Source organism: Actinomadura coerulea (genome assembly GCF_014208105.1).
Lineage (GTDB): Bacteria > Actinomycetota > Actinomycetes > Streptosporangiales > Streptosporangiaceae > Spirillospora > Spirillospora coerulea.
The window spans coordinates 7,528,195-7,541,078 of sequence record NZ_JACHMQ010000001.1; the positions used below are offsets into that span (position 1 = coordinate 7,528,195).

Annotated in this window: 9 protein-coding genes; 6 read left to right on the forward strand and 3 right to left on the reverse strand. The window is 72.6% G+C overall.

Annotation, left to right across the window (positions count from 1 at the left end; genetic code table 11):
- The first annotated feature begins 70 nt into the window (after positions 1-70).
- The gene (locus BKA00_RS34975) at positions 71-1,459 is read left to right on the forward strand and encodes a cystathionine beta-synthase (protein ID WP_185035225.1); all 1,389 of its coding nucleotides are present in this window, start codon (positions 71-73) and stop codon (positions 1,457-1,459) included.
- A 144-nt stretch (positions 1,460-1,603) separates the two neighbouring features.
- Here the strand turns inward: BKA00_RS34975 and BKA00_RS34980 are convergent, their stop codons facing one another.
- Positions 1,604-3,763 (reverse strand): MMPL family transporter, encoded by a 2,160-nt coding sequence (locus BKA00_RS34980; protein WP_185032367.1) that lies wholly within the window; start codon positions 3,761-3,763, stop codon positions 1,604-1,606.
- Between the two features lie 156 nt (positions 3,764-3,919).
- Between BKA00_RS34980 and BKA00_RS34985 the strand changes: the two genes are divergently transcribed.
- The 3 genes from BKA00_RS34985 to BKA00_RS34995 all read left to right on the forward strand — a co-directional run bounded on the left by BKA00_RS34985 (position 3,920) and on the right by BKA00_RS34995 (position 7,008).
- On the forward strand, positions 3,920-5,068 hold the full coding sequence (locus BKA00_RS34985; protein WP_185032369.1) for a cystathionine gamma-synthase: 1,149 nt from the start codon (positions 3,920-3,922) through the stop codon (positions 5,066-5,068).
- A gap of 134 nt (positions 5,069-5,202) precedes the next feature.
- Entirely contained in the window at positions 5,203-6,243 is a 1,041-nt protein-coding gene (locus BKA00_RS34990) for an alpha/beta hydrolase fold domain-containing protein (protein WP_230298961.1), read from the forward strand.
- 207 nt (positions 6,244-6,450) lie between these two features.
- Entirely contained in the window at positions 6,451-7,008 is a 558-nt protein-coding gene (locus BKA00_RS34995; RefSeq protein WP_185032371.1) for a hypothetical protein, read from the forward strand.
- Between the two features lie 15 nt (positions 7,009-7,023).
- Here BKA00_RS34995 and BKA00_RS35000 read toward each other — a convergent pair whose 3' ends face one another.
- Positions 7,024-9,102, reverse strand: a complete 2,079-nt coding sequence (locus BKA00_RS35000; RefSeq protein WP_185032373.1) for a vWA domain-containing protein — start codon at positions 9,100-9,102, stop codon at positions 7,024-7,026.
- A gap of 37 nt (positions 9,103-9,139) precedes the next feature.
- Positions 9,140-10,591: a sigma 54-interacting transcriptional regulator gene (locus BKA00_RS35005; protein ID WP_420829705.1), complete on the reverse strand. Its 1,452-nt coding sequence runs from the start codon at positions 10,589-10,591 to the stop codon at positions 9,140-9,142.
- Between the two features lie 155 nt (positions 10,592-10,746).
- Between BKA00_RS35005 and BKA00_RS35010 the strand changes: the two genes are divergently transcribed.
- Together BKA00_RS35010 and BKA00_RS35015 are read left to right on the forward strand one after the other, a co-directional pair.
- On the forward strand, positions 10,747-11,925 hold the full coding sequence (locus BKA00_RS35010) for an FIST signal transduction protein (protein WP_185032377.1): 1,179 nt from the start codon (positions 10,747-10,749) through the stop codon (positions 11,923-11,925).
- Between the two features lie 5 nt (positions 11,926-11,930).
- On the forward strand, positions 11,931-12,866 hold the full coding sequence (locus BKA00_RS35015; protein ID WP_338072202.1) for an ROK family protein: 936 nt from the start codon (positions 11,931-11,933) through the stop codon (positions 12,864-12,866).
- The last annotated feature ends 18 nt before the right edge of the window (positions 12,867-12,884 follow it).

Below are 12,884 nucleotides of genomic sequence, written 5' to 3' on the forward strand. Positions count from 1 at the left end.
CCGCGCGCGACCGGCGGCCGAACAGGCACGCAACATGAAGACCAACACACTGAACGACAAGGATGTCGCGGTGCACGTACACGACTCGCTCGTCGAACTGATGGGCAACACCCCGCTCCTCCGGTTGCGCAAGGTGACCGCCGGTGTGGGCGGCGGCCGGGCGCCGCAGGTGCTCGCCAAGGTGGAGTACTTCAACCCCGGCGGGTCGGTGAAGGACCGCATCGCGGTCCGCATGATCGACGCCGCCGAGAAGTCCGGGGAGCTGCGTCCCGGGGGCACGATCGTCGAGCCGACGTCCGGCAACACCGGGGTCGGGCTCGCCATCGTCGCGCAGGAGCGCGGCTACCGCTGCGTCTTCGTCTGCCCCGACAAGGTCGGCAAGGACAAGATCGACGTGCTGCGCGCGTACGGCGCCGAGGTCGTCGTCTGCCCGACGGCGGTGAACCCCGAGCACCCCGACTCCTACTACTCGGTCTCGGACCGCCTCGTCACCGAGATCCCCGACGCGTGGAAGCCGAACCAGTACACCAACCCGCAGAACCCCCGGTCGCACTACGAGACGACCGGGCCGGAGCTGTGGGAGCAGACCGAGGGCCGCATCACGCACTTCGTCGCGGGCATCGGCACCGGCGGCACGATCAGCGGCGTCGGCCGGTACCTCAAGGAGGTCTCCGGCGGGCGGGTGCGGATCGTCGGCGCGGACCCGGAGGGCTCGGTCTACTCCGGCGGCAGCGGCCGCCCCTACCTCACCGAGGGCGTCGGCGAGGACATCTGGCCCGAGACCTACGACCGCGACATCTGCGACGAGGTCATCGCGGTGTCCGACAAGGACTCCTTCACCATGACCCGCCGCCTCGCCCGCGAGGAGGCGCTGCTCGTCGGCGGGTCCTGCGGGATGGCGGTCGTCGCCGCGCTGCGCGTGGCCGAGCGCGCCGATCCGGACGCGGTGATCGTGGTGCTGCTGCCCGACGGCGGACGCGGCTACCTCGGCAAGATCTTCAACGACAGCTGGATGGCGGACTACGGCTTCCTCACCCCCTCCACCGAGGAGGCGCGGGTCGGCGAGGTGCTCACCCGCAAGGGCGGGACGCTGCCGGAGTTCGTGCACGTCCACCCGCACGAGACCGTGCAGACCGCGATCGCCATCATGCGCGAGTACGAGGTGTCGCAGCTGCCGGTGATGAAGGAGGAGCCGCCGGTCATGGCGGCCGAGGTGGTCGGCTCGGTCGGGGAGACCGACCTGCTCGACATCATGGTGAAGGGCCAGGCCAAGATGACCGAGCCGGTCGAGTCGCACATGTCGGCGCCGCTGCCGACGCTCGGCTCCGGCGAACCGGTCAGCAAGGCCGTCGGCGTCCTGGAGAAGTCCGGCGCGGCCGTCGTCCTCGTGGACGGCAAGCCCAAGGGCCTCATCACCCGGCAGGACCTGCTGGCCTTCCTGGCCGACTCCACCGGCTGACCCGGGGGAGCGCGGAACGGCCGAGCGCCTGGAGATCAATGATCTCCAGGCGCTCGGCCGTTCCAGTGTCGGGTTGCGGGGCCCGGCCGGTGGGCGGCGTTATGGGCCGGCCCCCGCAACCCGACGTCTCGGGGGGCTCCGCGGCTAGCCGCGGTGCCCGGTCGGGGCGAAGTCCTCCCGCGTGTCGTTCGGCCGCGGCTGCTTCTTCGGCTCGTCGCCGTGGCCCGGCCACCAGGCCCTGTGGCCCAGCATCGCGGTCAGGCCCGGCACCAGGAAGGTGGACATCACGAAGGCCGACAGCGCGATGCCGATCGCCACCGAGAAGCCCATCTGCTGGAGCATCGAGACCGGCGCGAGCATCATCACCGAGAAGGTGCCGGCCAGAATGAGGCCCGCCGCGGCGACCGTCGGGCCGCCGTGCTGGACGGCCAGGGCCGCCGCCTTCCGCGGCTCGTGGCCCTCCTTGGCCTCCTCGCGCAGCCGCGCCGTCATCAGGATGTTGTAGTCGGTCCCGATGGCCAGCACGAACAGGTAGAGGACGATCGGCAGCTGGAAGGTGACGCCGGCCTCGCCCATCGCGCCCTGGAAGACGTACACCGCGGAGCCGAGCGTCGCCGCGAAGCCCAGCAGGACGGCCACGACCAGGTACAGCGGCGCGACCACCGACCTCAGCAGCAGCGCCAGGATCAGCGCGATCAGCACCGCCGCCACCGGCAGGATCACCGACAGGTCGCGGTTGTTGACCGCGTTGATGTCGGAGAAGATCGCCGTCGGTCCGCCGACGTAGGCGCGGGTGCCCTCAGGCGCCGCCTTGTGCACGGCGGGCGCCAGGTCGTCCTTGACCAGGCTGATCGCCTTGTTGGACGCGGGGTTGAGCTTCAGCACGAGGTCGACCCGGGCCACCGTCTTGTCCTGGCCGGGGACGGGAGGCTGCACCCTGCCGACGCCGGGCGCGTTCTCGACGGCCTTGCTGAACGTCTGGAGCTGCTGCTGGCTGACCGGCTGCCCGTTCTGGCTCTTGATGAACACCTGGACCGGGGTGGTCAGGCCGGGCGGGAAGCCCTTCTCCATGTCCTTGGTCGCCTGGGCGGACTCGGTGTCCTGCGGGAAGCCGGCCGCGAAGTCGTAGTCGGCCTTGAACCCGAGGGTGCCGAGCGCCAGCACGACCAGGACGAGCCCGGACGCCGCCGCGGCGACCGCGGGGCGCTTGCCGACGCCGCGGCCGATGGCCGTGGAGAACCTGTCCTTCGGCTGCTTCTTCCACGCCTTGGACGGCCAGAAGACGGCGGTGCCGAGCAGCGAGACGAGCGCGGGGAACAGCGTCAGCGACGTGATGCCCATCACGACGACGGCGATGGCGAGGGACGGGCCCCAGGCGCTGAAGACGCCGAACGTCGCGAGCAGCAGGACCAGGAACGTCACGGCGATGGCGGCGGCGGCCGAGGAGATGACCTCGCCGACCCGCTCCACCGCGGTGATCATCGCGGTCTTCTTGTCGTCGCCCGCCCGCAGCCGCTCGCGGAACCGGAACATCAGGAACAGGTAGTAGTCGGCGCCGATGCCGAAGAGCACGATCAGGATGATGGTGCTGAGGCTGTCGTCGCCGGAGAACCCGAAGATCTTCGAGGCCGTGCCGATCAAACCCATCGCGACCTGCATGGTCACGGTGATGACGATGATCGGCAGGATGGCCGCCAGCGGCGCCCGGAAGATCAGCAGGATCAGGCCGATGATCAGCACGAAGGTGGCGATGCCGACGATCTCGAAGGACTTGTTGAAGGAGTCCTCGTTGTCGACGAAGCCGGCGACGTCACCGCCGACCTTGGCCTCCATCCCGCTGCCCTTCAGCAGGGTGGGCAGGTCCTTGCGGATCTGCTTGACCGCCTCGCCCTGCTTCTTGCTGTCGTCCATCGAGGTGCCCTTCATCGGCACCATGACCACCTGGACGGCCTTGTTGGGCGCGACGGCCTGCGGGCCGGTCGCGAAGCCGAGGACGGTCGGCGGCTTCTTGGCGTTCAGCGACTTGGCGGCCTCGTTCACCTTGGCGCTGTCCTGCGCCGTCAGCGGCTGGCCGTCCGAGCGCTTCACCACGATCAGCGAGGAGGTGTCCTCCTGCTGCGGGAACGCCTTTTCAGCGATCTTGAGCGCCTGCACCGACTCGTACTTCGAGGGCAGGAAGTCGCCCTGGTCGGACTCGGTGGTGAGCTTGGGGGAGAGGGCGATGATGAGAACCGCGGCCACGAGCCAGGCCACGATCGTCCACCACGGGTGTCTCACGACGAAGCGCGCGAGCCGAGCGAACATGGGGGCTTCCTTAAATTCACGGTCGTAGGGATACCTGTAAAACAGTAGAGACCGGACACCGTGCGGGGGTCACCCGCAGCGCCGAAATACGGGGTGATACCTCCGGGGGAGCCTCTCCTCCTCTAGGAGGGGCGGGGAGTGGATAGCCTCGTACCCATGGACAACGAGGTTCAACGGGGGTTCGAGACCCTGGCCATCCACGCCGGGCAGGAGCCCGACCCGGCCACCGGCGCGGTCGTCCCGCCGATCTACCAGGTCTCGACGTACAAGCAGGACGGCATCGGGGGGCTGCGCGGCGGCTACGAGTACTCCCGGTCGGCCAATCCTACGCGTACCGCGCTGGAGGTATGCCTGGCCGAGACGGAGGGCGGCGCGCGCGGGCTGGCGTTCGCCTCGGGGCTCGCCGCCGAGGACGCGCTGCTGCGCACCGTCTGCCGGCCTGGTTCCCATGTGATCGTCCCCAACGACGCCTACGGCGGGACGTACCGGCTGTTCGCGAAGGTCGCCCAGCCGTGGGGCGTCGAGTTCGACCCGGTTCCGCTCGGCGACATCGCCGCCGTGCGGGCGGCGGTGCGCCCCGAAACGAAGATCATCTGGGTGGAGACGCCCACCAACCCGCTGCTCGGCGTCGCCGACATCGCGGCCCTGGCCGCCGTCGCCCGCGACGCCGGGGCGCTGCTGGCCGTCGACAACACCTTCGCCTCGCCCTACCTGCAGCGGCCGCTGGAGCTCGGCGCGGACGTCGTCGTCCACTCCACCACCAAGTACATCGGCGGGCACTCCGACGTCGTCGGGGGCGCGCTGATCGCCGCGGACGCGGACCTCGGGGAGCGGCTGGCGTTCCACCAGAACGCGATGGGCGCCGTCGCGGGCCCGTTCGACGCCTGGCTCACCCTGCGCGGGATCAAGACGCTCGGCGTGCGGATGGACCGGCACTGCGCCAACGCGGAGCGGGTCGTGGACCTGCTGACGCGGCACCCGTCCGTCCGGCAGGTCCTCTATCCGGGCCTCCCGGACCACCCGGGCCACGAGATCGCCGCCAAGCAGATGAAGGCGTTCGGCGGCATGGTCTCGTTCCGGATGGAGTCGGAGGAGGCCGCCGTCCGGGTGTGCGAGCGGACGAAGCTGTTCACGCTCGGCGAGTCGCTCGGCGGCGTCGAGTCGCTGATCGAGCACCCGGGCCGGATGACGCACGCCTCGGCCGCCGGATCGCCGCTGGAGGTGCCCGCCGACCTGGTGCGCCTGTCGGTCGGCATCGAGGACGCCGCCGACCTGCTCCGGGATCTGGAGCAGGCGCTTACCTGACAGTTGGCTGACCATTCCCCCCCGAACTTGATCAAAACATCTATACTCGGCGCGCCAGGTTCGTGAAGAAAGGGCCCGGGGTGCGCAAAGTACTGGTCTGTGGGGCGGCGTTCGCCGCGACGTGTGTCTCCGCCGTGACCGTTCCCGTGGGAGCCCACGCGAACGAGCCGGCGCCGACGCCCAGCGTGTCCGTCCCGTCCGTGCCGACCGAGTCGCCGGCGGGGACCCCGTCCGGCGCGCCGGAGACCGGGGCCCCCGGTACCGGGTCGCCGTCGGCGCCGTCCGCGACGCCGACGGAGGGCGGCCCCGCCGGCGCGGACGGGGAGCCGGACGGCACCGTCACCGCGCAGGCGGTCATGGTGACGCCGCAGCTCCCGCTGTTCCGCACCTACGCCTACGGCAAGCTGCCCGCCCAGAAGATCGACGCCTACTGGCGCAAGCCGGGGCCGCGCGCCACGCCGCGCCCGGCCGTGCTGCTCCTGCACGGCGGCTACTGGCTGGAGGGCGACAAGGGCGGCGGCTGGAAGTACTTCGCGCGCCGGCTGACCGAGCAGGGCTTCGTCGTGCTGTCGGCGAACTACCGGCTCGCGCCCAAGGCGCAGTGGCCCGCCCAGCGCGACGACGCCATGGCGGCCCTCGACTTCATCAAGAAGCACGCCCAGGTGTGGAACGTCGACCCGAACCGCGTCGCGGTCATGGGCTCGTCGGCCGGCGGGCACCTCGCGACGCAGCTCGGCACGTTCGGGACGGGCACCAGCCAGGTCCGCGGCGTGGTGGCGCTGTCACCGCCGAACAACCCCTTCCTGGCCTTCCAGGACGGCGCGAAGCCGGACGCCACGTTCACCAAGCGCAAGCTGCGCCGGGCCGTGGTCGAGCTCGTCCGCTGCGAGCCCGGTGCGGCCGCCGCCCCGGACTGCTGGACGAAGCTGGACGACGCCAGCACCGTCACGCACGTCTCCGCGGGCGACGCCCCGATGCTGCTGATGCACGCCACCGGCGACTTCGTCCCGGTCACCCAGAGCACCGGGCTGGCGAGCGCGCTGCGCGCCGCGGGCGTCCCGGCGACCGTCAAGACGATCGAGGGCGACATGCACGCCTCGGACATGCTGGGCGACGAGGGCGTCTACCCGACGATCCTGGCCTGGCTGAAGAAGCGGCTCAACCCCGGCGAGTAGTTGGCGGTGCTCTCCTCCTTCGGGCCTTGACGGCCCTCCATCGTCGAGCACCGCGGGCGATCGCTGGCATCGCTCCGGCTCGCCTTGCGGCTCGCTGCGCGATCAGACTCTCGCTTCGCTCGAATCTGCCTTCGGACGCGATCGCGACCATTGAGGTCGTCGCGTGGTTGCGGTGAGGCTCAGGGCGGCGCGGACTAAGGTCGGCTCATGTCGACTTCGGACCGCATCCTGCTCATCCTGCATATCGGGTTCGCGATCTTCACATTGGGGCCGCTGACCGCCGCCACGATGTCCACCCCCCGCTACATCCGCCGGCGCAATGTGACGGTGGTGCGCTACCTCCACCGCACCACCCAGATCTACGGGCTCGGGACGCTGGGGATCTTCCTGATCGGGCTCGGCCTGGCCAAGGGCGATCTCGCCGAGGCGTGGCTGACGGTGTCGATGACGCTGTTCGTCGTCGCGCTGGTGCTGCTGCTGATCGTCGAGCGCGACCAGCGCAAGGCGGTCCATCTGCTGGAGGTCGCGGCGGCCGAGGCGGCGCCCGCGGCGGTTCCCGCCCGCTCCGCCCCGACCGATGAGGCCATGGAGGGCGAGAAAGGCGAGGCCGAGGGCGGCGCGACGGAGGCCGCGGCTCCCGCCGCGGAACCGGCCGCCGCCACCGGCGAGGTCGCGCAGGTGGAGCGGGGGCGGCTGGCGGCCATGTCCGGCGTCGTCGCGCTGATCTGGCTGGTGATCCTCGCCCTGATGGTCTGGAACGGCTGAGGCGGCCGAACGTGGTTAAGCCCGCCTCGTTCGGAGGTAGTCGCTGACGACGTATTCGCCTAGGCGGTCGGCGTCGGGGGCGAAGACGCGGCCGCCGTTGCGCCTCGCGACCTCCTCCACGAACGACACGAGCCGCCGGTCCTCGGCGAGCATGAAGAAGTTCATGCAGGCGCCGCGGCGGGTCATCTTGTCGACCTCGGCGAGGGTGAGCACGAGCGTGTCGGTGGACGGAGGGTAGTCGAACAGCGAGCGGCCGTCCGGCCGCAGGTGCGCGGTGGGTTCGCCGTCGGTGACGACGAGGACGATCGGCTCGAAGTCGGGGTGCCGGTCCAGGTGCCGTCCGGCGATCATCAGGGCGTGGTGCAGGTTGGTGCCCTGCACCATGTCCCAGTCGAGGCCCGCCATCTCCGTCGGGTGCAGCACCCGCGCGTAGTTGGAGAAGCCGATGATCTGGATGGCGTCCTGCGGGAACTTGCTGGTCACGAGCGCGTGCAGGGCCAGCGTGGTCTGCTTGGCGGCCGCCCACGTCCCGCGCAGCACCATCGAGTAGGACAGGTCGACGAGCAGGCAGACGGCGGCGCCGGTGCGGCGCTCGGTCTCGTGCACCTCGAAGTCGTCGACGCTCAGCCGCACGCCGTCCGGGCGCCTCGCTCCGTTCCCGCCGGCCGTCACCGCGCCGGACGCGCCCACCGGTTCGGTGGCCCTCGCCCCGGCGGGCGGGGGGACGAGGCGGGCGCCGGGCTCCCCGGCCGCGGCCGGGGAGGTCCCGCGCTCCATGGCGCTGCGCCGGATCGCGTTGCTCACCGTCCGGACCACGTCGAGGGGCTGCTCGTCGCCGAACCGCCACTCGCGGCTGGAACCGGTCAGCTCGCCCGCCTGGCCCGCGTCCCGCTGGTCGTGGTCGCCCCGCCGGCCGGACGCCAGCTGGGAGAACACCCGGCGCAGCGCGGTCTCGCCGAGGCGCCGCACCGCCTTCGGCGTCAGCTCCAGCTTCCCGCGTTTGCGCTGCAGGTAGCCCTGCCGCTCCAGTTCGGCCTCGATGCGGCGCAGCGCGGCGAGGTCGTCGACGGCCTGCCGTCCGAGGGCCCGCCGGACGGCGTCCTCGTCGATGTCGTCGAGCCGCGCGCCCGGGTAGTCCTGCCCGAGCGCCGCCTCCAGCTCGCTGAGGTCGGCCAGTTCCGCCAGCGCGGTGGTGGCGTCGCCCACGCCGAGCGGGTTCTCGCCGGTCATCTGCTCGGGCTGGCCCCAGCCGAGGTCGGGTCGGCGGGCCCGCAGCGCGTCGCCGAGCCGGGTCATCTCCATGGCGAGGCCCGCGTCCTGCATGGCCTGCTCCATGAGCCCGGCGAGTTCGGCGCGCTGCTCGGGGCTGAGTGAGGCGAGCAGCCGGTCCATCGCGGCGGCGCGGCGGGCCAGCGAGTCGACGAGCTCTTCGAGGTTCTCCGGGTCGTCGGGGAACATGTCCCCGTACTCGCCCATGAAGCGGTCGAAGTCCTCCTGGGTGTGCTCGCCGCGCGCGTCCCTCTCCAGCATCGCGTTGAGGTCGGCCATCATGTCCTTGACCCGCTGCATGGCGGCCGGGTCCTGGTTCTCCAGGGCCTGCTTCATGCCCTGGAACCGCGCGTCGAGGACCTCGCGGCGCAGCAGGTCCTTCAGCTGCTCGAAGGTGCGGCGGGCGGCGGCGGAGCGCCAGTCGTAGTCCGACAGCCGCCGGATCGCCTGCGAGGTGTCGGACGGCAGCGTGTCGAGCTCCGCCTCGCGCAGCCTCGCGTCGTCGCCCGGATCGGGGAACAGCTCGGCCCGCTCCTGCCCGATCGCGGTGTCCAGCAGCGCGCGGGCCTGCTCCAGGGTCCCGTCGAGGCGGCCCCGGTCGCGCAGCGCGCGGCGCCGCTCCCGGACCTGGCGGAGCATGTCGTCGAGCCCCCGGCGGCCCTCGGCGCCGGGCAGGCCGCGCCGCAGCAGCTCGCGGAGCGCGTCGTCGGGACGGGCGCCGTCCAGCACCGAGTCGCCCACGGCGTCCAGCGCGTCGCGGACGTCGTAGGGCGGCGCGAGCGGGTCGGGCCCGTCCTCGTAGGCGCCGTAGCGGTATCGGCTCATCCAATCCCCCTGCGCGTGGAGACCTCGGGACGCGGCGTCACGTCCGGTACGTCGCCGTCCCGTCGGAGCGTCCTCCGGCGAGGTCCTTGGAGAGCCGCCGGGTGAGGAAGAGCCCCTCCAGGGCGAACTCGATCGCCGCCGCGGCCTGGCCGGGGGACTCCCCGCTCATGCCGAGCCTCTCCATGATCTTGGCGAGGCCGGGCACCTGGCCGGTGCGGCGCAGCAGCTCGCGCGCCGGGACGAGCTCGCCCGACTCCACGCTCTGCCCGGAGTCGAACTTGTCGAGCAGGCCGGTGAGGTCGGCGGCGCCGAGCGTCCGGCGGTAGGTCTCGGCGACCGCGCGGCGCAGCAGGTGCTCCAGCACCTCCTGCTCGCGGCCCTCCTCGCTGACCTCGAACTCCACCTTGCCCATCAGCGACGGCACGACGGCGGGCAGGTCGCAGACCCGTGCGACGGCGTGCTCCTCCCCGGTGAGCGCCGCGCGGCGCACGGCGCCCGCCGCGACGGTCTCGGCGCCCGCGAGCGCGAACCGCGCCGACACCCCCGACCGCGCGTCCACCGCCGTCGACTCGCGGACGAGCCGGGTGAACCGCCCGATGATCTCGATCATGTGGTCGGGCACCTCGGCCGGCAGCCCCGCGAGGTCGGCGAAGTCGGCCTCCTGGCGGATCAGCGCGAGCTCGGCGTCCAGTTCGAGCGGGTAGTGGGTGCGGATCTCGGCGCCGAAGCGGTCCTTCAGCGGGGTGATGATCCGGCCCCGGTTGGTGTAGTCCTCGGGGTTGGCGGACGCGACGAGCAGCACGTCCAGCGGCAGCCGCAGCGCGTAGCCGCGGACCTGGACGTCGCGTTCCTCCAGCACGTTCAGCAGCGCGACCTGGATCCGCTCGGCGAGGTCGGGCAGCTCGTTGATGGAGAAGATGCCGCGGTTGGTGCGCGGGACGAGCCCGAAGTGCACGGTCTCGGGGTCGCCGAGCGTGCGGCCCTCCGCCACCTTGATGGGGTCGACGTCGCCGATGAGGTCGCCGACGCTGGTGTCGGGCGTGGCGAGCTTCTCGCCGTAGCGGTCGTCGCGGTGCCTCCACTCGACCGGCAGCTCGTCGCCCAGCTCGCCGGCGAGGCGGCTGCACCGCACGCAGACCGGCGCGTACGGGTGGTCGTTGATCTCGCAGCCGGCCACCACCGGCGTCCACTCGTCCAGCAGCCCGACGAGGGTGCGGATCAGCCGTGTCTTGCCCTGCCCGCGCTCGCCCAGCAGCACCAGGTCGTGCCCGGCCAGCAGGGCGCGCTCCAGATGGGGCAGGACGGTCTCGTCGAACCCGAGGATGCCGGGGAAGCGCGGCTCGCCGGATCTCAGCCGGTCGAGCAGGTTGCGCCGGATCTCGGCCTTGACGGGAAGCCGCACGTGGCCGCCGGCGCGCAGGGCGCCCAGCGTCGCTTCACGGGGTGCGGATTCGCCGGAGGAGGACTCGCGTGGTGTGGATGGACGCACGCGACCGACACTACGTCGCCGGTCCGCGCGATCGCACCCCCGCCGGGGATTCGCCCGTCCCATCCCGTCCCGCCGGCGTTTGGGTGGAACGGTCGCGGAGGGGGAGACTGGTGGTGTGAAGCGACCCGGCGAACGGAGTGAGGGAGGCGGCGCCGATGGCGCGATTCGGTGATGGCCTGGCCCTCGGACCCGATCTGTCCAGCGCCGCCGCGACGGCGGTCGAGCAGGCGCTCGCGCCGCTCAGCGCGGCGCCCGACCTGGTGTGCGTGTTCGTCACCGGCGACGACCCGGACCAGATCGAGGAGGCCGCGCAGGCGGCGCAGCGCGCGGCGGGACCCGCGCTGCTGCTGGGGTGCAGCGCGTCCGGCGTGATCGGGGCCGGGCGCGGCGTGGAGGAGCGGGGCGCGGTGAGCGCGTGGGCGGCGGTGCTGCCCGGCGCGCGGCTCGACGCGTTCCGGCTGGAGACGCTGAAGGGCGACGACCGGCTCATCGTGGTCGGCATGCCGGAGGCCCAGGACGACGACGTGGTCGGCGTGCTGCTCGCCGACCCCTACAGCTTCCCGGTGGACGCGTTCGTGGAGCGCTCGGACGAGGCGCTGCCCGGACTGCCGCTGGTCGGCGGGCTGGCCGAGGGCAGCGGGCTCGGCGAGACCGGGCACGGCGAGGCGCGGCTGTTCGTCGGCGGCGAGGTGTACCGGGACGGCGCGGTCGGCGTGGTGATCGGCGGGGCCGTCGCCGCCGCCACGGTGGTCAGCCAGGGCGCCCGCCCGATCGGCCCGGACATGGTGGTGACCAGGGCCGAGGAGAACGTGCTGTACGAGCTGGCGGGGTCGCCGGCGCTGGAGAAGCTGGAGCAGATCGTCATCGGGCTGCCGGAGGAGGAGCAGGAGCTCGCCGGGCGCGGGCTGCTGATAGGCGTCGCGATGGACGAGTACGCCGACGAGCACGAGCACGGCGACTTCCTCGTGCGCGGCGTGGTGGGCGCCGACACCGACACCGGCGCCATCGCGATCGGCGACGTGGTGGACGTGGGGCGCACCGTCCGGTTCCAGGTCCGGGACGCGGGCGCCGCCGAGGAGGACCTGGCCGCGCTGCTGGAGCGGTTCGACCTCGCGCCGGTCGAGGGCGCGCTGCTGATCTCCTGCAACGGCCGCGGGCAGGCGATGTTCCCCGACTCCGACCACGACGCCAAGGTGCTGGACCGCGCCTTCGGCCCCGCCGGGGTGGGCGGCTTCTTCGCGGCGGGGGAGATCGGCCCGGTCGCGGGCCGCAACCACGTGCACGGCTTCACCGCCTCGATCCTCGCGTTCGGCCGGGCCGAGGAGGGCGTTTGAGCGCCGTGCTCGCGGTGGACATCGGCGGGACGAAGCTCGCGGCCGCGCTGGTCGAGCCGGACGGGCGCGTCACCGCGCACGACCGGGCGCCGACCCCGAACGCGCCGGGCGTGGACGGCGAGGAGCTGTGGGGGGCGCTGGAGGCGCTGCTCGCCAAGCTCGTCGCGGGCGCCGGGGATCCGCCGACGGCGGGCGTCGGGGTGGGCTGCGGAGGGCCGATGACCTGGCCGGCCGCCGAGGTGTCGCCGCTGAACATCCCCGCGTGGCGGGCCTTCCCGCTGCGCGAGCGGCTCCGCGCCCGGTATCCGGGCCTGCCCGTCCGCATCCACAACGACGCGGTCTGCGTCGCGATCGGCGAGCACTGGCTCGGCGCGGGGCGCGGCCACGACAACGTCCTCGGCATGGTGGTGTCCACGGGCGTCGGCGGCGGGCTCATGCTCGGCGGGCGCCTGGTGAACGGCGCCAGCGGCAACGCCGGGCACATCGGGCACGTCATCGTCGAGCCCGGCGGGCCGCCGTGCGGATGCGGGGGCCGCGGCTGCCTGGAGGCGGTCGCGCGCGGCCCGGGGCTGGTCGCGTGGGCGCGGGAGCAGGGCTGGCGGCCGGGGAGCGCGGAGGCGACCGGCGTGGAGCTGACCGAGGACGCCCGCCGCGGGGATCCGGTCGCGGGCGCGGCGATGCGCCGGGCGGGCCGCGCCCTCGGCATCGCGATCGCGTCGGCGACGCACCTGTGCGATCTGGAGGTCGCGGCGATCGGCGGCGGGCTGTCGCAGGCAGGGCGGCTGCTGTTCGACCCGCTGGAGGAGGCGTTCGGCGAGCACGCGCGGATGGAGTTCGCGCGGCGGCTGCGGATCGTCCCGGCCGAGCTCGGTCAGACCGCGGGCCTGGTCGGCGCCGCCGCCCTGGTCTACGCCCAAGATCGTTATTGGAGTGCCGGATAAGTCGGGCATGCAAGGATG

Coding starts and splice junctions, on each gene's coding strand:
- BKA00_RS34980 (WP_185032367.1), bottom strand. CDS start 3,763: ATGTTCGCTCGGCTCGCGCGCTTCGTCGTGAGACACCCGTGGTGGACG.
- BKA00_RS34985 (WP_185032369.1), top strand. CDS start 3,920: ATGGACAACGAGGTTCAACGGGGGTTCGAGACCCTGGCCATCCACGCC.
- BKA00_RS35000 (WP_185032373.1), bottom strand. CDS start 9,102: ATGAGCCGATACCGCTACGGCGCCTACGAGGACGGGCCCGACCCGCTC.
- BKA00_RS34995 (WP_185032371.1), top strand. CDS start 6,451: ATGTCGACTTCGGACCGCATCCTGCTCATCCTGCATATCGGGTTCGCG.
- BKA00_RS35010 (WP_185032377.1), top strand. CDS start 10,747: ATGGCGCGATTCGGTGATGGCCTGGCCCTCGGACCCGATCTGTCCAGC.